Here is a 23,939-nt window from a genome sequence, read left to right as displayed (position 1 = left end):
TTGAAAGGTATGCGGCCAGACCATTGAATTCGCCGAAAGTAGCCTTGGTCCCGAAGGGTGTCAAGCCTTCGTGAAGAACTCGTCCAGCCGACCCAGCAGGGGCCCGCCACCTCGGTGGTCGTTCGAGATCAGCGTCGCGGTCAGCCCGGACGACGGCTCGTGCGTGCTCCGGAACGCCACGCCGTGGTCGCCGCCCTCCAGCCGGACCACACCGGGCCAGGGCAGCCAGAAGCCCAGCCCGTAGCCGTCCGCGTGCGGGCGCAGCATCCGGGCCGTCCACTCGGGTGGCACGATCCGGCCCTCGAGCAGCGCTGGCCAGAATCTCCGGAAGTCCGGCGCGGAGCTGTAGATCCCGCCGTCGCCGTGTCCTGCCACGGGGAGGCTGAACACGTTGGTGCGGCCGTCCTCGAGGTAGCCGGTGGCCGTCCGGGCGGGCAGCGCGTCCGAGCGGAGGAACGCCGTGTCCGTCATCCCGGCGGGACGGCAGACCCGGTCGTGGACGAGCTCGGGGAAAGGTATGCCCGCGATCCGTTCGGCGATCAGCCCCAGCACGACGAAGGCGCCGTTGTTGTACCGGAAATCCGTGCCGGGCGGGGAAACCTGCGGCCACCCGTCCAGCGCGGCGAGGTAGTCGGCCGACGTGGCGAGCAGGGGGTTCGGCGGTGGCTCGGCCTCTTCGTCGCAGTAGTCGCCGATCCCGGAGGTGTGCGTCAGCAGGTGTTCGACGGTCACCCGGTCGTCGATCAGCGGCAGGTCGTCGCCGAGGACCTCGCGCGCGGTCGTCGACAGGGCCAGCCGTCCCTCGGCGACCAGGCCCACGACGACCAGCGCGGTGAACCCCTTCGTGCCGCTGGCGATCGCGAACCGCGTGTCGACGGTGTTCTCGACGCCGTGGGCGATGTGCGCGTACCCGGACGCTTCGGCGAGCAGCGTCTCGTCGCCGCGGCTGACCAGCACCACACCGGAAAAGGGCGCTTCCATGGACTCAGCGTCCACGGAAGCGCCCTTCGCGGCAAAGCGATTACCGGCCCAGGAAGGCGTGCAGCGATTCCAGCGCGGTGTCCGGCTGGTCGGCGAAGAAGCCGTCGACGCCGGCCTTGAAGAACGCGGCCTCCTCGGTGAAGACGTCACCGTAGGCGTCCGGCTCGGCCGACGAGCGCAGGTTCGCGGGCAGGAACGGGTTCTCGTTCCGGAAGGTGTACGGCTGCACCTTCAGCCCCGCCTTGTGCGCGTCCGCGACGAGCGCGGTGGGCGTACCGAGGTTGTCGTTCTTGTCGCGCGGGATGATCTGCGCCTTGTCCGGCCCCAGGTACTTCGCGTACTTCGCGACCTCACGCAGCCCCTGCGGCGTCACAAGGTCGGCGTACGTCCGCTTGTCGCCGTTCGCGACGAAGTCCGCCGGGGCGCCGGTCGCCGAGGTCAGCTGCAGCAGCGGCGTCCGGACCTGCTTGTGCAGCGCGATCAGGTTCGACACCTCGAACGACTGGATGATCGCGGGCGCGTCCGGCCGGTCGAGGCCGTTGCGCTTGAGGATCGCCACCAGCTTCGGCTCGGTCGGGTTGCCGATGGACTGGAAGAACGTCGAGTGCTTGACCTCGGGGTAGGTGCCCAGCGTCCGGTGCAGCTCGCGGCCGAGGCGCTTGGTCAGGTCGAGGACCTCCTGGTAGGAGGCGATTTGGTAGCGCCCGTTGTACAGCGTGTTGTGCGGCCGGTTCTGCGGGATCCGCTCGACCGCGCGCAGCGTCTTCAGCTCGGCCAGCGTGAAGTCCTGGGTGAACCACCCGGTGGTGGTGACTCCGTCGAGCACGACGGTCTTCTTCCGGTTCGCGAACTCCGGGTGCTTCGCGACGTCGGTGGTGCCGCCGATCTCGGGTTCGTGCCGGGCGACGAGCTGGCCGTCCTTGGTGGGCACGAGGTCGACGTCCACCCAGTCGACGCCCATCCGGTAGGCGAGCTCGTAGGAGGCGAGGGTGTGCTCCGGCCGGTACCCGGGCGCGCCGCGGTGTCCGATGATCACGGGGACATCGTGGCCCCGCCCGCGCGCGGCCGCATCGGCGGACCCGCTTTCGGCGGCACTTGCGGACCCGGCCGCAACGCCGGTGACGCTCAGCAGCGCCAGCCCGGCGAGTGCGAGCAATCCGACACGTTTGCGCTTCATCTGGTGACCTCTTTTCACACAGGGTGTGCCCTGACTACTCGCGCCACCCTCGGTGTCGCAAGCATCCGAAGTACGTACCTGGGCGGTCGACGCGGTAAACGGCGCGTGGACTCCTGTTCGCCCGGTTTGCGGTGCGGCATGACCGGGGCTCGGCGGTGGGTCGAGGCGAGTAGCGGTCGCCGGAGAAATGCGGGCTTGGTGCCCACCACCCCGAAGCCGCGATTGTGACTACGGCCGGCAGCGCCGCGTCAAGGCGGGAAAGCGTGCCTTGACCCGGCACTGCCGACCGTGTTGTGGCTTCGGATCGGGGCGGTGGGGGAGGTCTGGGTGGGGCGCGGCCTTGGGCGTCAGCGTCCCGTTCGGGCCGGTGGAGCACCTGGTGACAGGCCGCGACTGGCCCGGAAACGGCCCGCCCTCCCTGGGGGCTGCCCCCGCTTCCAGCGTATCGGCTCGGACCGACGGAACCGGCCGGATTGTGCCGCCGGAAGCCGGGTTGTCCACACCGGCGCCGACTTGTGGACAGGCCCCTCAGGCAGTGACCCGCCCTCCCTGGGGGCCACCCCCGCCTTCAGCGTATCGGCGGCGGCGGACAAAACCTGCGCTTCACCGGCACCGCAGGCCGCCCTGTCCACACCCCCGGTGACTTGTGGATCACCGCGCACCCCCGTGCCGACAAAACCGCGTTCACCGGCCCGATGAAACCCAGCCGAGCCACCCACCACCCGCCGCCCGTCCCGTGGCAGCGGCCACCCGGACCAGCCCCGGCGACGGCGCGATGTCCTCCGCGAACCCGGCCGGATACGCTGTGCGGCGTGCGCGTATTGGTAATCGGCTCCGGCGCCCGGGAGCATGCCCTCGTCCTGGCTGCGTCCGGCGATCCCGCCGTCACGGCCCTGGCCTGCGCGCCCGGCAACGCCGGGACGGCCTCCGTCGCCGAACAGCTCGGCGTCGATGCCGCCGATCCCGAAGCGGTCGCCGGGCTCGCGAAGAGCTGGCAGGCCGACCTCGTCGTCGTCGGGCCCGAGGTGCCGCTCGTCGCCGGCGTTGCCGACGCCGTGCGGAAGGCCGGTATCGCCTGCTTCGGCCCCTCCGCCGCCGCCGCGCGGATCGAAGGGTCGAAGGCCTTCGCGAAGGACGTCATGGCCGCCGCGAACGTGCCGACCGCGCGCAGCGAGGTCGTCGACAACCCGGCCCGCCTCGACGCCGCGCTCGCCCGCTTCGGCCCCACCTGGGTGGTCAAGGACGACGGGCTGGCCGCCGGCAAGGGCGTCGTCGTCACGCCGGACATCGACGTCGCGCGCAAGCACGCCATCATGCTGCTCGACGGCGGCCACCCGGTCCTCCTGGAGTCCTTTTTGGACGGCCCGGAAGCCTCCCTCTTCTGCTTCGTCGACGGCAACACCGTCGTCCCGCTGCTGCCCGCGCAGGACTTCAAGCGCGTCGGCGACGACGACGCCGGCCCGAACACCGGCGGCATGGGTGCCTACGCGCCGCTGCCCTGGGCGCCCGGGAACCTGGTCGACGAGCTGGTCGAGACCGTCGTCCAGCCGGTCGCCGACGAGCTGGTCAACCGCGGCGCGCCGTTCTCCGGCCTGCTCTACGCCGGCCTCGCGCTGACCTCCGACGGCCCGCAGGTCATCGAGTTCAACTGCCGCTTCGGCGACCCGGAGACGCAGGTCGTGCTGGCCCTGCTGCGCACCCCGATCGCCGGGCTCATGCACGCCACCGCCACCGGCAAGCTCGCCGAGCACCCGCCGCTGGAGTGGTCGGGCGGCGCCGCGGTCACCGTCGTGATCGCCGCCGACGGCTACCCGGGCAAGCCGCGCACCGGTGACGTCATCACCGGCGCCGAACTCGAAGGCGTCCTGCACGCCGGCACCCGCCGCCGGGACGACGGCGCCGTCGTCTCCTCGGGCGGCCGCGTGCTCTCGGTGGTCGGCACCGGCAAGACGCTCAAGTCGGCGCGCAAGCACGCGTACGAGATCGTCGAAAAGGTCCACCTCGCGGGCTCGCACCACCGCACGGACATCGCGCTGAAGGCGGCGAACGGCGAGATCGCCGCCCCGGCCGCCAAACAGCGCGCCTGATTCCACGGATCGGGGGAACCGGCCGGGCGTGCTCTTCGTCCAAACTCAGGCTGCTGTCACGTTCGCATTGGTAGCCTCGACGGGAGCCGGCCGGTCACTGTCCGTATGACGTCAGGGGAGAGCATGTCAGGACCCTCGTACGACCTCAGCTCGGCTGTCCCGGTGGCACCGGCGGCCGCGGACGTCCTGGTCCACCCGGACAAACTCCTCGACGTCGCCCGGATCGTCGAAGAGCAGGCCAACGCGCTCGAAGACCAGCTGCTGACCCGGCTCGGCCAGCTGCGGATCGACGCGCCGTCGGCCGACGTGATCAGCACCCAGTCGGTCCAGGCCTGGAACACCCTGATCGCCGACGGCGACCGCTCCTACGCCGGGCAGGTCCGCGAGTACGTCGCCGGGCTCAAGCGCTTGGTCTCGCAGCTGCGTGAAGCCGCGAAGGACTACAAGGTCAGCGAAGAGGAGAAGGCGGCGGTGTTCGGTGACCGCGGCAAGCACGGTGCGTAACCGGATCGCCGGAGGCGTGCTCGCGACGGCGGCGCTCGCCGGCTGCTCCGCGGGCACCGAAGGCACGCCGTACCCGGTCGAAACGGCCGCCACGGCCGCGTCGCAGAGCGCCAAGGCCGCCCAGCTGCCGCAGCGGCCGTCCGACCTGTCGCTGGAGGGCGTCGACCTCTGTGAGATCTTCCCGCAGGTGCAGCTCGACGCGCTGAAGATCACCAGCGTCCCCCGCAAGGCGCCGGAGGAGAACGGCCGGACCTGCGTGTTCGACGCCGACGGCGCCGAGCCGGTGCACTCCTACCACGTACGGGCCGTGTCGGCGGACCTCGACCAGTGGATCACCGGCACCCGCAAGAAGAACAGCATGACCACCGAGCCCAAAACCATCGGTGGCTACCCGGCGCTGACGAACTACCGCGCGGCAGGCGACCCCGCCGACTGCGAGACGCTCGTCGGCGTCGCGAAGGGCCAGACGCTGGCCGTCCAGACCTTCGCCATCACCCGCGGCAAGCTCACGCAGCCGCAGCTGTGCGAGATGTCGGCGCACGCCGCCGACATCGCGCTGCAGTCACTGAAAGCACGCAACTAGGGAGGGCGCGTGGAATTCTCCGAGCTCGCGGCCGGGATCCAGAACCACCGGTTCGACGGCTGGACCAACACCGCGATCGCCGACCAGATCACCCGGATGATCAACGGCGACGGCACCGGCAGCATCGGCACCGCCGTCGACGCGCTGAAGGCCGTCGCGACCGCCCTCGCGCACACCGACCAGACGCTGCGCGCGCAGCTGCTGAAGCTCGGCGTCGAGTGGCAGAGCCAGGCCGGGGGCGCGGCGAGCCAGGTGTTCACCGAGCAGGCCGGCTTCTCCCAGGACGCCACGACGAAGGTCGCGCACGCCGCGGAAATGGTGTTCGAGCAGGGCGAGGCCTTCAACCGGACCAAGTACAAGCTGCCGGACGCCGAGACGGTCCGGAAGGGCGCGGGCGGCTTCACCCTCACCGACGGCCTGCTGATGAGCCTCATCGGCTTCGAGACCGACCACGCCCGGCAGGTCGAGGCCGCGAACGACGCCAAGGCCCAGGCACAGCAGGCGCTGAACGAGTACGCGCAGCAGAGCGGCACGAACCTGCTCTCGACGCAGTCGCTGTCCGACCCGGAATCGCTGAAGCTGGCCGCCCCGGGCATCGCGCCGGGGGTACTGGACGTCGCCGGCGCCGCGGTCGCGGTGACCCCGGACGGCGGCGTGAAGCCGGCCTCGGACAAGGTCCGGTCGGTGCACGTCGACCCGCCGGTGGTGCAGCCGGTGTCCCACACCGTGCACGCCGATCCGCCGACCCCGCTCTACGGCGTCGCCGCGCAGCAACCGCAGCAGCAGCAGCCTGCCGCGGCCGTGCAGCAGCCGGCCCGCCAGACCGGCGCGGTCGGCACCGCCGGCGCGGCGGCCGCCCAGCACACGACGCCGAGCTCGTCGACGACGCCGTCGGGCGCGAAGCCGCCGGTGGCCCAGCCCGGCCCCGGCTGGGTCCAAACTCCGGGCCGCGGCACCTCCTCCGGCGACCCGTCCGGCCGCTTCACCCCCGGCCCGGGGGCCGGGGGCCAGGGCGAGCCGTTCTGCCCGCCGGGTGCGCCCGGCGCGCTGCCGCCCGGCGCGGCCCCGCCGACGGCGCCGATCAAATCGCTCGGCGGCGGCGGGGGCGGCGGGACGCCCGGTGGCTCGACCGGCATCGACAGCTCCGCCGGCCGTGGCCCGGACAGCCTGCTGGCCAAGGGCCGCACGGTCGGCGCGATGCCGCAGGCCCCGCTCCAGCCGGGCCAGTACACCGGCGAACGCGGGTTCGTCGCCAAGCCCGGCGCGACCCCGGGCGACATCGGCGCCGGCGCGGCGGCGGTCGGCGCGGGCGTGGCCGGCGGCGCGCTGAGCGGCGACAAGGAGCGTCAGCGGCGCGAGAAGAGCCAGCCCAAGGGCCCGGTGCGGCCGTTGCCGGTCGGTGAGCTGCCCGAGGAGGAAGCCGTCGCGCTGCGGAAGTCGGAGCAGATCAGCCCGAAGCAGCAGCCCGGCGAGACGAAGTTCCTGTCCGAAGCGGCCCCGCAGGAGGAGGACGCCGAGCACGTCCGCCGCTACGGCGTCGACGACCAGGACCTGTTCGCCGACCAGCGGATGGTTTCCCCCGACGTGCTCGGTGACCACGGCGGGGATGTGCGCTGACCGTGTCGCTCGTCCTGTCGGCCCTCGAGTTCGACGTGCTCTGGGAGTCCTTCGAACTGCCCCGTCGGCACGTCGCGCTCGACGTGCCGAGCGAGGGAACCACCCGCTCCGAGCGGCTCGAACTGGTCGAGTCGGCGTGGACGTCGCTGAGCGAGCGGCGCCTGGCCCGCAACCGGCGGGCTTCCGGCGAGCTGGCCGACCTGCTGCACCTGCTGGCGCGCCCCCAGTACGGGATCGACGTGTGGGTGTGGGCGGACCGCGAGATCCGCGGCCGCGCGGTCAGTCTGCGCAGCCAGGCGGTGCTGGCGGTGGTGGACAACGGCGAGGTCTGGCTGATCCCGGCCACCGAGGACGGCCTGGCGGAGGCCGCGGTCTCGGTGGCCGGCGACCTCGGCCCGGGCATCGGCCAGACGGTCAGCCTCCCCTACGACGTCGTGAAAGCCGCCGACGCGGCAGCCAAAGGCGACGCGAAGGCGCTGGTCACGGCACTGGAGGACCGCGGGATCCCGCTCTTCCAGGCCCAGGAGCTCTCCGGCATGCTGCTGGGCCAGGAGGCCCGCGGCCAGTTCGGCGCGGAACGCACCTCGCGCGACGGCGTGGTGCACCGCGCGAACCGGGTGGTGGCGTTCTTCGACACCGACGCGGGCCGCTACCTGTTCCAGGTGGGCCGCGACGGCGACGGCCGCGAGTGGGCCACCGTCACCCCGGCGGACAACGCCCTGCTGGCCACCCGGATCCGCGAGCTGGTGGCGGAGGCCTGAGCCCCGCCGGGTGGAAGTTGGCCGGGAACCGCCCGCGCGCTCCTCGGGAAGTCATAAGGTAAGCGCGGGAACCGTCCTGGTCACGGCGACGTCTGATCGGGCGGAGACAAGTTTCCGAAGGGGATGACGAACCGTGCCTGTCTACGACCCGGAGTCGATGGCCATCGCGGCCCGCCAGGTGGAGAAGCTGAAGGACGAGTTCGAAAAGTCCAAGCAGAAGGTCACCGGCCTGGACCACGAGAAGGAAAGCCCCTTCGGCGGCATGGACGAAACGGGCGACGCGCACAGCGCGGTCGGCAAGTTCAAGGACGGCGTGCACAACCAGTTCGACGCCGCGGGCAAGCACATGGAGGCGCTGGGGTTCGCCATGCGCAAGGCCGCCGGCCTGATCGCCGAAACCGACCAGGTCGGAGCGAGCGACCTGAAACTGCACGTCGACAAGTGAGCTCGGGGGCACCGAAGTGGGTTTGAACGGGGGCGGCGCCGGAACGCCGGACAACTGGGAAGCCTTCATGAAGAAGGTCGACCAGGTCGAAAAGGTCGATTTGGGAAAAATCACCGCAGCGGCCGCGCAATTCCGCGAGGCCGGCAAGAACGCCGGTGACCACAACGCATCCCTGAAAAGCTCCACCGACGCCCTCGACGCGCAGGTGTGGGCCGGCCCCGCGGCCGACGAGTTCTTCAAGTACGTCCGCCAGGTCCGCGACGCCGGCACCAAGGTGCAGACCCACCTCGAAGACGTCGCCAAGGACCTCGACGACCTCGCGAAGTCCCTCGACCAGATCAAGAAGAACGTCGGGGACAAGCAGCTGGCCGCGGAGAAGGCGGTCAACGAGCGCAACGCCAAGGCCGAAACCGACATCAACAACGCCTTGGCCGCGGCGAAGAAGGCCCACGACGAAGGCAAACCGGGGCCCAGCCCCAGCGCCGAGGAGATCCTGGCCACCGCGAAGACCGACATCCACACCATCACGGCCGGTTTCGACGGCGACGTGACGGGCCTGCAAACCCAGGCGGACACGGCGATCAAGGCCTCGCAGCAGCTGATGTCCCAGCAGATCCAGGGCGGCTACGACCAGGTCCCCCTGCCGAGCAGCTCGGCGTCGGCCCCCAAGAGCACGGGCGGCATCCACAGCAACGGCTCCTCCCACGGCGGCGGAGGCGGCGGCGGTGGGGGTGGCGGCGGCGGTGGTGGCGGCGGCCTCGGGCCCAGTGGCGGCCCGCCTTCTTCGCCGCCTCCCGGCAATGTGCAACAATGGATTCAGGAGGCCATGAAGGCCCTCCAGGCCGCGGGAATTCCGGTGACGGACGCCGATATCCCGAAGATCTGGGCCATCATCCAGCACGAATCCGGTGGAAATCCCAACGCCATCAACAACTGGGACTGCGTGCCGCTGGACACGCAGATCGTGACCAGGCGCGGCCTGCTCAAGCACGATGCGGTCGAGGTCGGCGACGAGACGATCGGCTTCAACCGGGCCACCGGACGCAGCGAGTGGACGCGAATCACCCGGGTTATCCACCACGAAGACGCCGAGCTGGTCCGGATGTTCAACTCGCGGTGGCAGGCGACCACGACGCCCAACCACCGCTGGCTCACCCTCCCGCGAGTCAGTGTCGGCCGGGCTGATCTGGCGGTGGTCTGCCCCGAATGCGGGTGGGAGCCGCGGGCGGCGCGGCAGCCGGCCAACGGCGTCGCGGTGCACCGGCGCAAGAAGCACGGCTTCGTTTCGCCGAAGCAGGAGCACGGCTACGCGACCGAGGCCGGTTTCGTCACCACCGAAGACGTCCGGTCACGCGATCGGATCCTCCTGGCTGCGCCGGCCGCGACCGAGTCGTCGCTGGACATCAGCGTGTCCGAAGCAGCCATCCTGGGGTGGATCGCCGGTGACGGTCACATCGAGTCCCGCCGGCACCGCCCGACCATGTCGATCGCGCAGTCGAAGCCCGAGATGGTGGCGAAGCTCCGCAAGCTCCTCGACGGGGTGCCGCACGCGCTGTACGTCGACGACCGCGGCGGGTGCGGGCCCCGGCACCAGTTCCGGCTGGACCACGACTACGCCCAGGACCTGATCGCGCGGGCCGGGCACCCCCGGTCCGATGCGGTGGCTCAGGTTCTCGCGATGTCCACCGCGCAGCGCGAGGCGTGGCTCGAAGCGATCACCGACGCCGAAGGCACCCGGTACGTGCGGTCCGGTTACTCACACCCGCAAGTCGTCCTCTACCAGGCGCCCGGTGCCGTCCTCGACGCGATCGCGCTGGCCGGTTACCTGTCTGGGGCCCGGCCCCGGGTGCTGCCCGTGGCGCGCAAGAACCAGCCGGAGACGTGGCGCCCGGAATTCTCCGTGCACCTGAACAACCCGATCGTCACCGGGGCATTCCTGCGGAAGGAAGCCGCCGGACGCAGCGACGTGTGGTGCGTGACCACCGAGCTGGGCACCTGGACGGCCCGGGAGGGTGATCACCTCTTCTTGACCGGCAACTCGAATGCGGCCGCGGGGCACCCGTCCAAGGGGCTCATGCAGTGCATCGACTCCACGTTCAACGCCCACAAGCTCCCCGGGCACGACAACATCTACAACCCGGTCGACAACATCATCGCCGGGGTCCGGTACTCGTTCGACCGGTACGGCAGCCTCGACAACGTGCCCGGCATCAAGGCCATGGCCCACGGCGGTGCCTACCGCGGCTACTAGCCTGGCCCCATGGCCGACCTCGGAGCTTTCGCCGGGCCCGCGCTGCGGGCCGGCGTGCCGCCCTTCCACGTCATGGACGTCCTCTCCGCGGCCGGGGCGCGGCAGCGCAGTCACGGCGATCTCGTGTCGCTCGCGGCCGGGCAGCCGTCCGCTCCCGCGCCGAAACCCGTGCTGGAGGCCGCCCAGGAAGCGCTCCGGAAGAGCACCCTCGGCTACACCGAACAGCTCGGCGTCCCCGAGCTGCGCGAGGCCGTCGCCGGGCACTACCGGAAGCGGTACGACGTCGACGTCCAGGCGCACGACGTCGTCCTGACCACCGGGTCCTCCGGGGGTTTCCTGCTCGCCTTCCTCAGCGCCTTCGACCCCGGCGCCAAGGTCGCCATGGCGCGGCCCGGCTACCCCGCCTACCGCAACCTGCTCTCCGTCCTGGGCTGCGAGGTCGTCGAGTTCGCCACCACCGCCGAGACGAACTTCCAGCCGACCGTCGAACTGCTGGACCGGCTGGGCCCGATCGACGGCCTGATCGTCGCCAGCCCGAGCAACCCCACCGGCACCGTGCTGCCGCCCGGGGAGCTCGCTGCCATCACCGGGTGGTGCTCGTCGCACGGTGTCCAGCTGATCAGCGACGAGATCTACCACGGCATCTCCTACGGCGCCGAACTCGACTGCGCGTGGCAGTACGGCCGGGAGCCGATCGTGCTCGGCAGCTTTTCGAAGTACTTCGCGATGACCGGCTGGCGGCTCGGCTGGATGCTCGCCCCGCAACGCCTGCACCGCGCGATCGACGTCCTGACCGGCAACTTCACCATCTGCCCGCCCGCGGTCTCGCAGTACGCGGCCCTCGCCGCCTTCACGCCCGAGGCGTACGCGGAAGCCGACGCGCACGTCGAGCGGTACCGCGCCAACCGCGATCGCCTCTTCGCCGGCCTGCAGCGCATCGGGCTCGACAAGCTCGCCCCCGCCGACGGCGCCTTCTACGCGTACGCCGACGTCAGCGCGTACACGCACGACAGCCTGAGCTGGTGCCAGCGGCTGCTCGCCGACACCGGGCTCGCCATCACCCCCGGCGTCGACTTCGACCCGGTCGACGGCGGCAGGTACGTCCGGTTCTCCTTCGCCGGCAGCGCGGAGGACATCGACGAAGGGGTCCGGCGCCTCGGCGCCTGGCTCGGCCAGGGGGAACCCTGATTTAACCCCGAACGTTGGCGCTACGAGGGGAGTTTCCCGACGCCGGGTGGCAGTGTGGAGTCATCGGGCCGGTGGGGCCACGGGGAAGAGTCGGAGGAGCCATGTTCTGGAAGATCGTCGGCGGCCTGATCGTCGCCTGGGTGGCGTTCATGGTGCTGGGCGCCGTGATCGGCTTCGTGTTCAAGGCCGTCCTGTGGATCGCCATCATCGGCGGCATCGCCTTCCTCGGCGCGGCCGGCTACAAGGCGGTCACCAGTGGCAAGAGGGACCCCCGGCGCATCAACCGCTACTAGGGGATCCGCGCGACGCCGCCGAGCGCGGTCCAGTTGACCGGCGTCAGCGGCGCCAGGCGCGGCCCGTCCGGCCACCACAGGTGCGGCGCGGTCAGCCCGGGTTCGAGCAGTTCGAGGCCGTCGAAGAACGACGTGATCTCGGCCCGCGTGCGGTAGAGCGTGTCGAGCCCGATGCGGCCGAAGCGGTCCTGAAGGGACGTCGCCACGTCGGCCGCGTCGGAGCCGTCGGCCGGGTTGTGCTGGTGCAGCAGGAGCAGGTACGAGCCGGGCGCCAGCGCGCCGACGTAGGACTTGACCACCTGCTGCGCCTGCTGGAGGTCGGCGATGTGGTCGACGACCCCGCACAGCACGAGCCCGGCGGGCCGGTCGAAGTCGATGAACCGCCCGACCCCGGCGAGGGTTTCGCCGGGGTTCAGCGGGTCGGCGCCGCAGATGTGCGTGAAGTCGTTGTCGACGAGCAGGGCCCGGCCGTGCGCCTCCACCACCGGGTCGTCGCCGACGTAGACGACGTGCGCCTCCGGGTTGTACTTCTGCGCCACCTGGTGGGTGTTCTCCGCCGTCGGGAACCCGGACGCGAGGTCGAGGAACTGGTCGACGTCCAGCCGCTCGGTCAGGTAGCGGACGGCGCGCACCAGCCACTGCCGCACTTCCCGTGCCATCGCCGGGGCTTCCGGCGCGATCGCCGTCAGCTGCCGCAGGACCGCGCGATCGGGCTCGTAGTGGTTCTGCCCGCCCAGCAGCGCGTCGGTGACGCGGGCGATGCTCGGCCGTTCGAAGTCGACGTGGGCCGATGGCCGTTCGCTCGTCACCATGCGCACCTACCGGGGAGTGTGGGGACGCTCAGCCTAGGACATGGAGATCACCGCGGGTAGGCGGCCGTGTGGTTCGCGTGAGTTGCTCAGCCGAGCCAGGCGCGGGCCGCGTCGGCGCCGTTCCACACGTGGGCCCGCAGCCCGACCGCCCGCGCTCCCTCCACATTGGACTCGCGGTCGTCGAAGAAGAGGCAGTCGGCCGGTTCGGCGCCGAGTTCGTCGAGCAGGAGGCGGAAGATCTTCGCGTCCGGCTTGACGCACCGGACGTCGCCCGAGAACAGCGTCACGCGGAAGAGCCGGGCCCAGTCCTGCGCGCGGACCCACTCGCCGAACGCGATCGGCGCGTTCGAGAGCAGCGCCAGGTTCGCGCCGGCCTCGGAGAGCGCTTCGAGCAGCGCCTTCGACGACGGCTCCAGGTGGCCCCAGCCCTCGACGTCGATGCGGGTCAGTTCGGCCGACAGCGACTCGTCGACCGGCGCGCCCACGGCGTCGCCGACCGTCTGCCAGTACTCGAGCGGGGTGCTGCCGGCGTCGTAGGGGATCCGGTGCGCCCAGTACGCCTCCAGGAACTCCGGCAGTGGCGCGCCCATCGCCGCGGCCAGGTCGGGCAGGGCGGCGCTCGGCTTGCTCAGCACGTCGCCGTAGTCGAACACGATCCAGTTCACCAGGGTCCCCAGAACTTTCTTCAGGCGCCGGTCTTGATCCGGCGCAAGGTTTCTTCGACGTCGGTCGCGCTCAGGTCCCGGTGGGTGACGAACCGGACCTTGCCCGCCATCGGCACCGCGCGGATGCCGAGCGAGTCGAGCCAGGCCAGCGTGGTCGGGATGTCGGGGACCTCGGCGAGCACGATGTTGGTGTCGGGGGTGTTGGCCGGCCAGCCGTGTTCGCGCAGGCCTTCGGCGAGCCGCTGCGCGTTCTCGTGCGATTCGGCCAGCTCGGGGATGCGGTCCAGCGCGACCAGGCAGGCCGCGGCCAGGATGCCGCCCTGCCGGACGCCGCCGCCGAGCATCTGCCGCATCCGGCGCGCCCGCTCGACGAACGCCGTGCTGCCCGCGACGACCGAGCCGACCGGCGCGCCGAGGCCCTTGCTGAAGCAGGCGGACACGGTGTCGACGCCGACGGTGAGGGCGGCCGGCGGCACTTCGAGCGCGACCGCGGCCTGCCACAGCCGGGCGCCGTCGAGGTGCACGGTCAGGCCGGCTTCCTTGGCGACCGACAGCAGCTGGGCGTGCTCGTCGGGTGGCGTCACCGCGCCACCGGCCGCGTTGTGGGTGTTCTCGAGGCAGAGCAGCGATGTCCGTAATGTGAAATATGGCCCGGGTTGTCCGATCGCGGCCGCGAGGGCGTCGGGAGACGGACGGCCCGGGCCGCCGTCGTGCTCGAGGATGTCCGGCATGCCGCCGGCCAGCCACGCCGCCGAGCCCAGTTCGTTGACCAGCACGTGCGCGCCCCGGGTGGCCAGGAACCGGTCGCCGCGCTGCAGGTGCAGGCTCAGCGCGATCAGGTTGGCCATGGTCCCGCTCGGCGTCCACAGGGCCGCTTGCATGCCGAGGACGTGTGCCGCCCGCTCCTCCAGCACCGCGACCGTGGGATCGCGCTCGAGGACGTTGTCCCCGACGTCGGCGGAGGCCATCGCCGCCCGCATCGCCTCATCCGGCCGGGTGACGGTGTCGGAGCGGAAGTCCAGTACGGGCGGGCTCAAGGTCACGGTGCGATCACATCACACCCACGTCGTGGGGATCAAACAGCCCTTGAGTGGTCGAACCCACTCCGTCCGTGCAACCGTGGACGCCCCTGATTCCGTCCTCACGGACGACCGACGACCGAGCGGAGCACGACTGCGCGTGGACCAGCGCGACGAGCAGGAGTTCGCGGAGTACTTCGCCGCCAGGCGGGACGCCGTGCGCCGGACCGCGTACATGCTCTGCGGCGACTGGCACCGGGCGGACGACCTCGCGCAGACGGCGTTCGTGGCACTGCACCGGAGGTGGAAGAAGATCAGGGATCGCGCGGCGACCGACGCGTACGTCCGCAAGACGCTCGTCCGGGCGTCGATCGACGAATCGCGGCGTCCGTGGCGGCGCGAGTGGCAGACCGAGACGCTGCCGGAGCCGTCCGACGACACGCCCGGCCTCGACGACCTCGTCGCGACCAGGGAGGGCCTGCTCGCGGCGCTGAAGGAAGTGCCGCCCAAGCAGCGGGCGGTGCTGGTCCTGCGGTTCTTCGAAGGACTCGACGTGACCGGCGCGGCGAAGGCGCTGGGCTGCAGCGAAGGCAACGTGAAGAGCCAGACCGCCCGCGGGCTGGCGAACCTGAGGCAGGTCCTCGAACGGGAGGTGGAGACCAATGGATGAGCAGGAACTGCGCTCGTTGTTCTCCGCCGCGCCGCCGGACCCGCCGTCGCCGACGTTCGGCCGCGACGACGTCGTCCGCGAATCCCGCCGCCAGAGCCTGCGCCGCCGGAACCGGATCACCGCCGGGGTGAGCGCGGCCGCGCTGGTCGTCGTCGGCTTCGGCGCGTACGGCGTGCTCTCGGCGGGTACCCCGAAGTCGATGCTCGCGACGGACAACGCCGTACCCGCGCATTCCGGACCCGGCGTGGCGCAACCCGGCGACGGCTCGATGCGTCCTGAAGTCGGTGGGGAGTCACCGAACTTCTCGTCCCAGCCACCTCAGCAGGGGGGTGCCGGGGACGGGAGGACCGGCCAGCTGGCCGAAGGCGCCTCCGGGTGCGAACAGGTGGACGGGGAGCTCGCCACTGCCCTCGCTGGCGAGCTCCCCGGCCACGTCGTCGCCGCCCAGGCGATCCCGGGCGGCGCCTGTTCGACGGTGTCGCGGTCCGCGGGGTTCCCGGTTCCGGGCGGCGAAGTCGCCGCGGCGGTGTACCCGAAGGGCATCCCGGAGGTCTTCAAGTCCCAGCCGGCCGGCACGGTCACGGCCCGGGCAGGGACGGCGTCCGGTGGGGTGCTGGTGCTGGTCAGCGTGCCTTCCGCGGGCTCGGCGGCGCCGTACGCGGGCCAGGTGGACCAGTTCGCGCGCGCTCTCGCGCCCCAGTTCTGAGCCCGGCTCCGCCCGGTTGGCAGAATGACCGGCCATGACCGCTGCGACCACCCCGAAGGGGGAGCGACGGCGCGCCGCGCTCGTCGAGGCCGCCGCGAAACTGCTCGTCGAAGGCGGGTTCGACGCCGTGCGGCACCGGGCGGTGGCCGAGCGGGCGGGCCTGCCGCTGGCGTCGACGACGTACTACTTCGACTCGCTGGAAGACCTGGTCACGGCGGCCGTCGAGCACCACTCGAACGCCGAGCTGGCGACCGGCCGCGCCCGGCTGGAGGAGCTCGCGACCCGCCACCGCGGCGTGCAGGCGACCGTCGACCTGGTGCTGGAGATGCTGCTCGGCCCGGAGAGCGGTGACCCGGCGGCCGACGCCGAAGCCGTCCTCCTGCGCTACGAGCGGCTGGTCGCGACCGGCCGCCGCCCGTACCTGCGGCCGCTGATGCGGACGCTGTCGGCCCAGCTCAACGAGCTGCTGACGGAGATCTTCGCACGCTCGGGCACCCCGGTCACCGCGACCGAGCTCGAGCGGCTGGTCGCGCTGGTCGACGGCGCGGTCGTCAACGCTCTGATCGCGATCGACCCGGAACCGCGCGCGGCGGCCGCCCGCATGCTCCAGGCCGCCCTCGCCGGTGAGCACCCTGCCGCAGCCGGTCGTGAGTGAAAAAGCGGGTTAGAACCCGCCTTACCACTCACGAGCGGGTGCGCTGAGCCTTCTCGAGGTCGTCCTGGGCCTTGGTGACCAGGGCGAGCATCGCCTGTTCCGCGGCGGCCGGGTCGCCCGCGACGATCGCGTCGAACACCTTCCGGTGGCTCGGCACCGGGTCTTCCGCCGCCGGCGCGCTGTGCACCAGCTTGTCCCGCTCGGCCAGCCCGATCGCGATGATCCGTTCCATCCGCACCAGGAAGTCGTTGTGCGTGGCGGCCATCAGCCGCCGGTGGAAGGCGAGGTCGGCCTGGACGCTGGCCTCCGGGTCGTCGCCGGCGGCGGCCATGTCCGCGAGCGCGTCCCGCAGTGACTCGAGGTCCTCCTCCGACGCGCGCCCGGCCGCGATCCGGGCGGCGGCGGGCTCGACGACCGCGCGGACCTCGGTGAGCTCGTCGAGCAGCCCGGGGTCGTCGGCGGCCGCGGTCTGCCAGCGCATGACGTCGGCGTCGAGCATGTTCCACTTCTCGCGCGGCTGCACGAAGGTGCCCCGCTTCTGCCGGGCGTCGATCATGCCCTTGGCGGCCAGCACCTTCAGCGCTTCACGCAGCGCGGTCAGGCTGATGTCGAGCTCTTCGCGCAGCGCGGGCAGGTCCAGGACGGCGCCCTCGCCCCACTCGTCGGAGAGGATCCGGCTGGCCAGGGCCTCCACGGTCTGGCCGTGCAACCCGCGTGGCCGGTGTTCGGTCAATGGAGGGCCCTCTCCGCCAGGAGGTGATGACCGCATTATGAAGGCCGGGTCAAGGCAGCGACACCGGCAGCACGAACGTCGGCGAGCCGGTCGGGTAGTACCGCAGTTCCGCCTCGCCGGACGCGGTCAGCGTGAACGCCGTGATCGCGTCCTCCGACTGCGCCGCCACGTAACACGTCCCGTCCACCAGCGCGAAGTGCCGCGGGTTCGCGCCGCACGGCTGGTCCGCCACCGCCGCCGCGTCGTCCAGCGCGAACTCCGTCACGCAGTCCGGGCCGCGGTTCGACACGTACAGGCGCGAGTCGGCCAGTTCGAGGTGCGCCACCAGGTTCGGCCCGGACGGCGCCTTGAGGGTGGACGCCGTGGAGGCCACCACCTCGAACGCGCCCGGCGTCTTTTCCCGGACCGTCACCAGCGTCCCGGCCAGCTCGCCGACGACGTACGCCAGGTCCGTGCCCGGACGCCGCACCAGCTGACGCGGTCCCGTGCCCGGCGGCAGCGAGGACACCGCCAGCGGCTCGAGGCCGCCCGACGACGTCAGCGTGTAGCTCCGGATCTCGTCGGTCCCCAGGTCGACCGCGCTGACGACGGAACCGTCCGGCGACGGGACCGCCATGTGGACGTGCGCCGCCTCCTGACGGTCGGACACCGGCCCGCTGCCGCTGTGCTCCACCAACGCCGTCCGCGACACCAATGCGCCGGAGGAGGACAGCGAGAACACCGCCACGCTGCCGCCGGTGTAGTTGGCGCACAACAGGAACCGGCCGTCCGGCGTCACCGCGAGATGGCACGGGTGCGCGCCGCCCGTTTCCGCCGTGCCGAGGACCGACGTCGAGCCCGAAGCGTCGAAGGTCAACGCCGTCACGCCGCCGGTTCCGGTCTCGTTGGCCGCGTACAGCACCGGCAACGACGGGTGGCGGACCAGCCACGACGGCGACTCCAGCGGCAGCGAAGCCACTTCGCGCAGTGAGCCGGACGGCGACCGGGAGAGCGTGGTGATCCCGGTGCCGTTCCCCGCGTCGCCGGTGTAGCACCCGACGAAGACCAGCTCAGCCATGCGCGCTCCTCAACAGCGTCTCGACCCGGTCGGCGATCTCCGCGGCCGTGCCGCGGGTCAGCGCCGAGCCGATCCCGCAGGCGACCGCACCCGCCGCGAGCCAGCCTGGCACGTCCTGCGGGCCGATGCCGCCGGTGGGTACCAGCGGCGCTTGCGGCAGCGCCGCCCGCACGTCCGCCACCCACGACGGCCCCAGCGCCGACGCCGGGAACACCTTCACCGCGTCGGCCCCTTCCTCCAGCGCGCGCACGATTTCGGTCACCGAGCCGGCTCCCGGGAAGGCCGCCGCGCCGTACCGGTGCGCGGTCCGGATCACCGCGGTGTCCACCGACGGCGACACCAAAAACCGCGCCCCCGCGCGGATCGCCAGCACCGCGGACGTCTCGTCGAGCACCGTGCCGGCCCCGATCGTCGCGTCCGGGTAGGCGGCTGCCAGTCCGGAAATCGCGTCCAGCGCACCGGGGTTCGTCAGCGGCAGCTCGATCGAGCGCAGCCCGCCTTCGAGGGCCGCGCGGGCCGCCGTGACCGCGGACTCCGCATCGTGCGTGCGCACGATGCCCACGACACCCTGGTGCAGAGCGGCTGCGGTGATCTCCCAGCGGTAGGTCATGGGCCCAGGTTACCTTGTGAACCCTTAAATTAGGATTTATTCTGCGCACGCAGAGGACGGGAGAAGCGATGCCGACAGCGGTGGTGACCGGAGCGGCGTCCGGGATCGGGGCGGCGACCGCGCGAAAGCTCATCGACGACGGCTACCGGGTACTGGGCGTGGACATCGCCGAACTGCCCGAGGGGGTCACGCCGATCCGGGGTTCGGTGGCCGACGAAGCGACGTGGGCAGAAATCGGCGAGGTGGACGCGCTGGTCAGCAACGCCTACGTCCCCAGCACCGGGCCGCTGCACGAGATCGACCGGGCCGAGTGGCAGCGCCAGCTCGACGTCAACCTCACCGGCACCTACCTCGCCGTGCGGGCGTGCCTGCCGTCGCTGCGGGACCGGCGTGGCGCGATCGTGCTGGTCTCGTCCGTGCACGCGCACTTCGGGCTGCCGGGCCACCCCGCGTACGCCGCGAGCAAGGGCGCGCTCGTCGCGCTGGCCCGCCAGCTGGCCGTCGAGTACGCCCCCGAGGTGCGGGTCAACTCCGTGCTGCCGGGGCCGGTGCTCACCGAGGCGTGGAACCGCATCTCGGCGGCGGACCGGGAACGCAGCGCGCGGGCGACGCCGGCGGGCCGCCTCGGCGACCCGGCCGAGGTGGCGAACGTGATCGCGTTCCTGCTCTCGCCCGCCGCGTCGTTCGTCACCGGCGCCGAACTGACCGTCGACGGCGGCTGGTCCGCCGCCAAGGATTCCGCGTAGAAATCAGGGGTACCGGGTGAAGATCACCGCCATCGAGACGTTCCTGGTCGCGCCGCGCTGGCTGTTCCTCAAGGTCAGCACGGACGAGGGGATCAGCGGCTGGGGCGAACCCGTGGTCGAGGGCCGCGCGGAGACCGTCCGCGCGGCCGTGCACGAGCTGTCCGAACTGCTCGTCGGCCAGGACCCGCTGCGCATCGAGGACCACTGGCAGGTGCTGCGCCGCGGCGGCTTCTACCGCGGCGGCCCGGTGCTCTCCAGCGCGCTGGCCGGGTTCGACCACGCGCTGTGGGACATCACGGGCAAGGTCCGCGACGCGCCGGTGCACGAGCTGCTCGGCGGTCCGGTCCGCGACCGCGTCCGCGTCTACAGCTGGGTCGGCGGCGACCGGCCGTCCGGGATCCGAGAGGCCGTGGCGGCGCAGGTCGAGGCCGGGTTCACCGCGGTGAAGATGAACGTCGCCGGCCCGCTGACGGCGATCGCGTCCCCGGCCGAGGCCGACGCGGCGGTGGCGCGCGCCTGGGAAGCGCGGGAGGCGCTCGGCCCGCACCGCGACCTCGCCATCGACTTCCACGGCCGCGTCTCGCCCGCGATGGCGCGCCGGCTGGTGCGGCTGCTGGAGGACGTCCAGCCGATGTTCATCGAGGAGCCGGTGCTGCCGGAGATCCAGGGCGACGCGCTGCGCTCGGTCGTCGAAGCGTCCACCGTGCCGATCGCGCTCGGCGAGCGGCTCTACTCGCGCTGGGAGTTCAAGCCGGTGCTCGACGCCGGGGTCGCGGTCGTGCAGCCCGACCCGTCGCACGCCGGCGGCATCTCGGAGCTGCGGCGGATCGGGGCGCTGGCCGAGGTGTACGGCGCTTCGCTGGCGCCGCACTGCCCGCTGGGCCCGATTTCGCTGGCGGCGTCGCTGCAGGTCGCCTTCGCGACGCCGAACTTCCTGATCCAGGAACAAAGTGTGGGCATGCACTACCACGAGGGACGCGAGCACGGGTACCTCACGGATCCGTCGGTCTTCGCCTTCCAGGACGGCTACGCGGCCCGCCCACTGGGCCCTGGACTCGGCATCGAGGTCGACGAAGAAGCCGTGCGCCGGGCGGACGAGGCCGGGCACGCCTGGCGCTCGCCGATCTGGCGCCACGATGACGGGAGCTTCGCCGAGTGGTGAAACCCCGGGCCACTACCGCGCTGACCTGCGCAGGTAGGGTGAAGGCGTGACGGACAAGCCCCGCATTCCGAACGTGCTCGCCGCCCGCTACGCCTCGGCGGAGCTGGTCTCGCTCTGGTCCCCGGAGCAGAAGGTCGTCCTGGAACGGCAGCTCTGGCTCGCCGTCCTCAAGGCGCAGAAGGACCTCGGCGTCGAGGTGCCCGACGGGGTGATCGAGGCTTATGAGCGCGTGCTCGAGGACGTGCGGCTGGATTCGATCGCCGCCCGCGAGCGCGTCACCCGCCACGACGTCAAGGCGCGGATCGAGGAGTTCAGCGAGCTCGCCGGCCACGAGCACATCCACAAGGGCATGACCTCGCGCGACCTCACCGAGAACGTCGAGCAGCTGCAGCTGCTCCGTTCCCTTGAGCTGGTGCGCACCCGCGTCGCCGCGGTGCTGGCGCGGATGGCCACCCTCGCCGTCGAGCACGCCGACACCGTGATGGCCGGGCGCTCGCACAACGTCGCCGCGCAGGCCACCACCCTCGGCAAGCGGTTCGCGACGGCGGCCGACGAGCTGCTGGTCGCCTTCGAGCGCCTCGACAACCTCATCCAGCGGTACCCGCTGCGCGGCATCAAGGGCCCGGTCGGCACCGCGCAGGACATGCTCGACCTGCTCGGCGACGAGTCCACTTTGGACCAGCTCGAGGACCGCGTGACGCAGCACCTCGGCTTCAATCGGCGGTTCGTCAGCGTCGGCCAGGTGTACCCGCGCTCGCTCGACTTCGACGTGCTGTCCACTGTGGTCCAGCTCGCCGCGGCGCCGTCGAGCCTGGCCAAGACGATCCGGCTGATGGCGGGCCACGAGCTGGTCACCGAGGGCTTCAAGCCCGGTCAGGTGGGCTCGTCCGCCATGCCGCACAAGATGAACACCCGCTCCTGCGAGCGCGTGAACGGCCTCGCCGTCGTGCTGCGCGGTTACCTCTCGATGATCGGCGAACTGGCCGGCGACCAGTGGAACGAAGGTGACGTCTCCGACTCGGTCGTCCGCCGCGTCGCGCTGCCGGACGCCTTCTTCGCGCTCGACGGCCTGCTGGAGACGTTCCTCACCGTGCTCGCCGAGTTCGGCGCCTTCCCGGCGGTGATCGAGCATGAGCTCGATCGCTATCTACCGTTCCTCACCACGACGAAGGTGCTCATGGCGTCGGTCCGCGCCGGCGTCGGGCGTGAGACGGCCCACGAAGCGATCAAGGAGCACGCGGTCGCCGTCGCGCTCGAGATGCGTGAAGGCCGCGCGGAAAACGACCTGCTCGACCGGTTCGCCGCCGACGAGCGCATCCCGCTCGACCGCGGTGAGCTGGACAAACTCCTCGCCGACCGGATTTCGTTCACCGGCACGGCCGGGCGTCAGGTCACGCAGGTGGCCGAGCGCGTCGCGCAGGTGCTCGAGCGGTTCCCCGAGGCCGCGGGGTACGTGCCGCAGCCGATCCTGTGAGCTGACGCACCCGTCCACGGAGTGGAACGAATCCACACGAACGGGCGAAATCCCTAATCTCGATCGCACGAAACCGGAGCGTCAGGACGTTTACCCAGTGACCTGACGTGCTTTCCTCGCGCCCTGGGCGCGCCAACCTCTGGAAGAAGCGATGAGATCCACGCTGTCGAAAATCGCCGCGGCCGTCACCGCGGGCGCGCTGACGCTGACCCTGGCCGCCTGCGGTGGTTCGGGGAGCTCGGCCGCGGGGCAGACCCTCCGCGTCGGGACGCTGAGCGACGCCCCGCCGTCGATCTACCTGGAGAACGGCCGGTTCACCGGCTACGACAACGAGCTGCTGCGCGACATCGCCAAGCGGGAGGGCTTCGAGGTCGAGTTCGTCGGCACCGAGTTCTCCAGCCTGCTGGCCGGTGTCGCGGGCGGCAAGTTCGACATCGGCAGCTCGACGATCTCCAGCACCGAGGCACGCAAGAAGACGGTCGCCTTCTCCAACGGCTACAACACCGGCTTCACCACGGTCGTCACGGCGAAGGGCGCAAACCTGAAGGACGTCGCCGCGCTGGGCGGCAAGCGGCTCGGCGTGGTCCAGGGCTCGGTGCAGGACGAGTTCGCGGGCAAGGTCGCCGGGGCCCAGGTCGTCCGCTTTCCGGACTACAACGCGGGCTTCGCGCAGCTGAAGAACGGCACCCTCGACGGCTGGGTCGTGCCGCAGGACATCGGGCAGAAGTACCTGGACCAGAACCCGGCCGTCCCGCTGGAGCTCGGGTACACGGTCGAGGACAAGGACACGCCGTCGGCGTTCGCGGTGGCCAAGAAGAACACCGACCTGCTGAACAAGCTCAACGACGGCCTCGCGAAGGCCATTGCGGACGGCACGGTCGCCCGCATCTACGGGCAGTTCTACAAGAACACCCCGCTGTCGAAGGAACTCCAGCAGGGTGGCCCCGGCCTGCCCGTGAAGAACCTGGGTGCGTGACATGAAGAAGCTGATCGTCACCGTGCTGGCCGCCGTCCTGACGCTGACCGCGTGCGGCGGCTCGGACAGCGCTTCCTCGACGCTGCGCGTGGGCACCTTGAGCGACGCCCCGCCGAACATCTACCTCAAGGACGGCAACTACACCGGCTTCGACAACGAGCTGCTCAAGGCCATCGCGGCCAAGCAGAACCTGAAGCTGGAGTTCGCCGCGACCGACTTCTCCGCGCTGCTCGGGCAGGTCGCGTCGGGCCGCTACGACATCGCCAGCTCGGCGATCGCGCAGACCGACGAGCGCAAGAAGACGGTCGACTTCTCCGCGGCCTACGACTTCGAAACGATGAGCATCCAGGCCAAGCAGGGCACGCCGGTCACCGACGAAAAGGGCCTGGCCGGCCAGCGCGTCGCCGTCATCCAGGCCACCGTCGGCGACCACTGGCTGACCAGCACGGTGCCGAGCGCCCAGGCCGTGCGCTTCCCGGACTACGCCGCCGCGCTGACCGCGTTGAAGAGCGGCGCGGTCGACGCGTACATCCTGGACCAGTCCATTGCCGAGAAGAACGTCACCGACAACCCGGACGCCAAGCTGGTCGTCGTGAAGAGCTTCGTCACGGACGTGCCACACGGTTTCGCGGTGAAGAAGGGCAACGCCGAGCTGCTCGGCAAGATCAACGACGGGCTCAAGCAGGTGATCTCCGACGGGACCTGGCTTAAGCTGCACCAGCAGTTCCTGCCGACCGCTCCGGTGCCGGCCGGGTTCCAGGGTTAGG

General features: G+C 71.3%; 24 protein-coding genes and 2 pseudogenes. 18 read left to right on the top strand and 8 right to left on the bottom strand.

Features of this window, described 5'->3' with window-relative positions:
• Positions 1–60: 60 nt before the first annotated feature.
• Together ACFPLC_RS12900 and ACFPLC_RS12895 are read right to left on the bottom strand one after the other, a co-directional pair.
• Positions 61–981 carry a serine hydrolase domain-containing protein gene (locus ACFPLC_RS12900; RefSeq protein ID WP_378190627.1) on the bottom strand — a complete coding sequence of 307 codons (921 nt, stop codon included), beginning with the start codon at positions 979–981 and terminating at the stop codon, positions 61–63.
• Between the two features lie 40 nt (positions 982–1,021).
• Positions 1,022–2,158, bottom strand: a complete 1,137-nt coding sequence (locus tag ACFPLC_RS12895; protein WP_378190625.1) for a glycerophosphodiester phosphodiesterase — start codon at positions 2,156–2,158, stop codon at positions 1,022–1,024.
• A gap of 812 nt (positions 2,159–2,970) precedes the next feature.
• Between ACFPLC_RS12895 and purD the strand changes: the two genes are divergently transcribed.
• The 10 genes and pseudogenes from purD to ACFPLC_RS12845 all read left to right on the top strand — a co-directional run bounded on the left by purD (position 2,971) and on the right by ACFPLC_RS12845 (position 11,887).
• Entirely contained in the window at positions 2,971–4,245 is a 1,275-nt protein-coding gene (gene purD, locus ACFPLC_RS12890; protein WP_378190623.1) for a phosphoribosylamine--glycine ligase, read from the top strand.
• 123 nt (positions 4,246–4,368) lie between these two features.
• The gene (locus ACFPLC_RS12885) at positions 4,369–4,749 is read left to right on the top strand and encodes a hypothetical protein (RefSeq protein WP_378190621.1); all 381 of its coding nucleotides are present in this window, start codon (positions 4,369–4,371) and stop codon (positions 4,747–4,749) included.
• Positions 4,750–4,765: 16 nt separating this feature from the next.
• On the top strand, positions 4,766–5,332 hold the full coding sequence (locus tag ACFPLC_RS12880; RefSeq protein WP_378190913.1) for a DUF3558 domain-containing protein: 567 nt from the start codon (positions 4,766–4,768) through the stop codon (positions 5,330–5,332).
• Between the two features lie 9 nt (positions 5,333–5,341).
• Complete coding sequence (locus tag ACFPLC_RS12875) at positions 5,342–6,949, top strand: hypothetical protein (RefSeq protein WP_378190620.1); 1,608 nt, start codon at positions 5,342–5,344, stop codon at positions 6,947–6,949.
• 2 nt (positions 6,950–6,951) lie between these two features.
• On the top strand, positions 6,952–7,710 hold the full coding sequence (locus ACFPLC_RS12870) for an ESX secretion-associated protein EspG (protein WP_378190618.1): 759 nt from the start codon (positions 6,952–6,954) through the stop codon (positions 7,708–7,710).
• Between the two features lie 133 nt (positions 7,711–7,843).
• Complete coding sequence (locus tag ACFPLC_RS12865; RefSeq protein ID WP_191315305.1) at positions 7,844–8,155, top strand: hypothetical protein; 312 nt, start codon at positions 7,844–7,846, stop codon at positions 8,153–8,155.
• Between the two features lie 67 nt (positions 8,156–8,222).
• Positions 8,223–8,477 (top strand): annotated as a pseudogene (locus tag ACFPLC_RS12860) (WXG100 family type VII secretion target); the annotation flags it as partial.
• A gap of 1,713 nt (positions 8,478–10,190) precedes the next feature.
• Positions 10,191–10,406 (top strand): annotated as a pseudogene (locus ACFPLC_RS12855) (transglycosylase SLT domain-containing protein); the annotation flags it as partial.
• A 9-nt stretch (positions 10,407–10,415) separates the two neighbouring features.
• Entirely contained in the window at positions 10,416–11,594 is a 1,179-nt protein-coding gene (locus tag ACFPLC_RS12850) for a pyridoxal phosphate-dependent aminotransferase (protein ID WP_378190615.1), read from the top strand.
• 101 nt (positions 11,595–11,695) lie between these two features.
• Complete coding sequence (locus ACFPLC_RS12845; protein WP_378190613.1) at positions 11,696–11,887, top strand: hypothetical protein; 192 nt, start codon at positions 11,696–11,698, stop codon at positions 11,885–11,887.
• Here the strand turns inward: ACFPLC_RS12845 and ACFPLC_RS12840 are convergent.
• The 3 genes from ACFPLC_RS12840 to ACFPLC_RS12830 form a co-directional block, all read right to left on the bottom strand.
• A complete protein-coding gene (locus ACFPLC_RS12840; protein WP_191315301.1) occupies positions 11,884–12,699 on the bottom strand; it encodes an SAM-dependent methyltransferase in 816 nt (271 codons plus the stop codon). The genes ACFPLC_RS12845 and ACFPLC_RS12840 overlap by 4 nt on opposite strands.
• An 86-nt stretch (positions 12,700–12,785) precedes the next feature.
• Positions 12,786–13,364 carry an HAD family hydrolase gene (locus tag ACFPLC_RS12835; RefSeq protein WP_378190611.1) on the bottom strand — a complete coding sequence of 193 codons (579 nt, stop codon included), beginning with the start codon at positions 13,362–13,364 and terminating at the stop codon, positions 12,786–12,788.
• 20 nt (positions 13,365–13,384) lie between these two features.
• Positions 13,385–14,407 (bottom strand): threonine aldolase family protein, encoded by a 1,023-nt coding sequence (locus tag ACFPLC_RS12830; RefSeq protein ID WP_378190609.1) that lies wholly within the window; start codon positions 14,405–14,407, stop codon positions 13,385–13,387.
• A 136-nt stretch (positions 14,408–14,543) separates the two neighbouring features.
• Here ACFPLC_RS12830 and ACFPLC_RS12825 point away from each other — a divergent pair, with 136 nt between their 5' ends.
• The 3 genes from ACFPLC_RS12825 to ACFPLC_RS12815 are packed head-to-tail and all read left to right on the top strand — an operon-like array spanning position 14,544 to position 16,414.
• Entirely contained in the window at positions 14,544–15,053 is a 510-nt protein-coding gene (locus tag ACFPLC_RS12825; protein WP_378190607.1) for a SigE family RNA polymerase sigma factor, read from the top strand.
• The gene (locus tag ACFPLC_RS12820; protein WP_378190605.1) at positions 15,046–15,759 is read left to right on the top strand and encodes a hypothetical protein; all 714 of its coding nucleotides are present in this window, start codon (positions 15,046–15,048) and stop codon (positions 15,757–15,759) included. The genes ACFPLC_RS12825 and ACFPLC_RS12820 overlap by 8 nt, the downstream gene beginning before the upstream one ends.
• 34 nt (positions 15,760–15,793) lie before the next feature.
• Positions 15,794–16,414 (top strand): TetR/AcrR family transcriptional regulator, encoded by a 621-nt coding sequence (locus ACFPLC_RS12815; protein ID WP_191315296.1) that lies wholly within the window; start codon positions 15,794–15,796, stop codon positions 16,412–16,414.
• 28 nt (positions 16,415–16,442) lie between these two features.
• Here the strand turns inward: ACFPLC_RS12815 and ACFPLC_RS12810 are convergent, their stop codons facing one another.
• From ACFPLC_RS12810 to ACFPLC_RS12800, 3 genes are read right to left on the bottom strand one after another with little or no spacing between them, the layout of a single operon-like run.
• Positions 16,443–17,147 carry a FadR/GntR family transcriptional regulator gene (locus ACFPLC_RS12810; RefSeq protein ID WP_378190603.1) on the bottom strand — a complete coding sequence of 235 codons (705 nt, stop codon included), beginning with the start codon at positions 17,145–17,147 and terminating at the stop codon, positions 16,443–16,445.
• Between the two features lie 49 nt (positions 17,148–17,196).
• A complete protein-coding gene (locus ACFPLC_RS12805) occupies positions 17,197–18,204 on the bottom strand; it encodes a lactonase family protein (RefSeq protein ID WP_378190601.1) in 1,008 nt (335 codons plus the stop codon).
• Positions 18,197–18,814, bottom strand: coding sequence for a bifunctional 4-hydroxy-2-oxoglutarate aldolase/2-dehydro-3-deoxy-phosphogluconate aldolase (locus ACFPLC_RS12800; RefSeq protein WP_378190599.1), 618 nt, complete (start codon positions 18,812–18,814; stop codon positions 18,197–18,199). Before ACFPLC_RS12800 ends, ACFPLC_RS12805 begins: the two co-directional genes overlap by 8 nt.
• A 68-nt stretch (positions 18,815–18,882) precedes the next feature.
• Between ACFPLC_RS12800 and ACFPLC_RS12795 the strand changes: the two genes are divergently transcribed.
• The 5 genes from ACFPLC_RS12795 to ACFPLC_RS12775 all read left to right on the top strand — a co-directional run bounded on the left by ACFPLC_RS12795 (position 18,883) and on the right by ACFPLC_RS12775 (position 23,938).
• Positions 18,883–19,560, top strand: coding sequence for an SDR family NAD(P)-dependent oxidoreductase (locus ACFPLC_RS12795; RefSeq protein WP_378190597.1), 678 nt, complete (start codon positions 18,883–18,885; stop codon positions 19,558–19,560).
• Positions 19,561–19,576: 16 nt separating this feature from the next.
• A complete protein-coding gene (dgoD, locus tag ACFPLC_RS12790) occupies positions 19,577–20,722 on the top strand; it encodes a galactonate dehydratase (protein ID WP_378190595.1) in 1,146 nt (381 codons plus the stop codon).
• A gap of 46 nt (positions 20,723–20,768) precedes the next feature.
• Positions 20,769–22,196 (top strand): adenylosuccinate lyase, encoded by a 1,428-nt coding sequence (gene purB / locus ACFPLC_RS12785; protein ID WP_378190593.1) that lies wholly within the window; start codon positions 20,769–20,771, stop codon positions 22,194–22,196.
• Between the two features lie 151 nt (positions 22,197–22,347).
• Entirely contained in the window at positions 22,348–23,172 is an 825-nt protein-coding gene (locus tag ACFPLC_RS12780; protein WP_378190591.1) for an ABC transporter substrate-binding protein, read from the top strand.
• A 1-nt stretch (position 23,173) separates the two neighbouring features.
• A complete protein-coding gene (locus ACFPLC_RS12775; protein WP_378190589.1) occupies positions 23,174–23,938 on the top strand; it encodes an ABC transporter substrate-binding protein in 765 nt (254 codons plus the stop codon).
• Position 23,939 lies beyond the last annotated feature (1 nt).

This window comes from Amycolatopsis plumensis (assembly GCF_042652605.1).
Classification (GTDB): Bacteria; Actinomycetota; Actinomycetes; order Mycobacteriales; family Pseudonocardiaceae; genus Amycolatopsis; species Amycolatopsis plumensis.
Note: the sequence above shows the minus strand (reverse complement) of the source record. Positions and strands in the feature narration are given on the sequence as shown.

Bases quoted from the DNA above. Each gene is read 5' to 3' on its own strand.
- ACFPLC_RS12900 (WP_378190627.1), bottom strand. From the start codon at position 981: ATGGAAGCGCCCTTTTCCGGTGTGGTGCTGGTCAGCCGCGGCGACGAG.
- ACFPLC_RS12895 (WP_378190625.1), bottom strand. From the start codon at position 2,158: ATGAAGCGCAAACGTGTCGGATTGCTCGCACTCGCCGGGCTGGCGCTG.
- ACFPLC_RS12885 (WP_378190621.1), top strand. From the start codon at position 4,369: ATGTCAGGACCCTCGTACGACCTCAGCTCGGCTGTCCCGGTGGCACCG.
- ACFPLC_RS12850 (WP_378190615.1), top strand. From the start codon at position 10,416: ATGGCCGACCTCGGAGCTTTCGCCGGGCCCGCGCTGCGGGCCGGCGTG.
- ACFPLC_RS12845 (WP_378190613.1), top strand. From the start codon at position 11,696: ATGTTCTGGAAGATCGTCGGCGGCCTGATCGTCGCCTGGGTGGCGTTC.
- ACFPLC_RS12840 (WP_191315301.1), bottom strand. From the start codon at position 12,699: ATGGTGACGAGCGAACGGCCATCGGCCCACGTCGACTTCGAACGGCCG.
- ACFPLC_RS12820 (WP_378190605.1), top strand. From the start codon at position 15,046: ATGGATGAGCAGGAACTGCGCTCGTTGTTCTCCGCCGCGCCGCCGGAC.
- ACFPLC_RS12815 (WP_191315296.1), top strand. From the start codon at position 15,794: ATGACCGCTGCGACCACCCCGAAGGGGGAGCGACGGCGCGCCGCGCTC.
- ACFPLC_RS12805 (WP_378190601.1), bottom strand. From the start codon at position 18,204: ATGGCTGAGCTGGTCTTCGTCGGGTGCTACACCGGCGACGCGGGGAAC.
- ACFPLC_RS12800 (WP_378190599.1), bottom strand. From the start codon at position 18,814: ATGACCTACCGCTGGGAGATCACCGCAGCCGCTCTGCACCAGGGTGTC.
- ACFPLC_RS12795 (WP_378190597.1), top strand. From the start codon at position 18,883: ATGCCGACAGCGGTGGTGACCGGAGCGGCGTCCGGGATCGGGGCGGCG.
- ACFPLC_RS12780 (WP_378190591.1), top strand. From the start codon at position 22,348: ATGAGATCCACGCTGTCGAAAATCGCCGCGGCCGTCACCGCGGGCGCG.
- ACFPLC_RS12775 (WP_378190589.1), top strand. From the start codon at position 23,174: ATGAAGAAGCTGATCGTCACCGTGCTGGCCGCCGTCCTGACGCTGACC.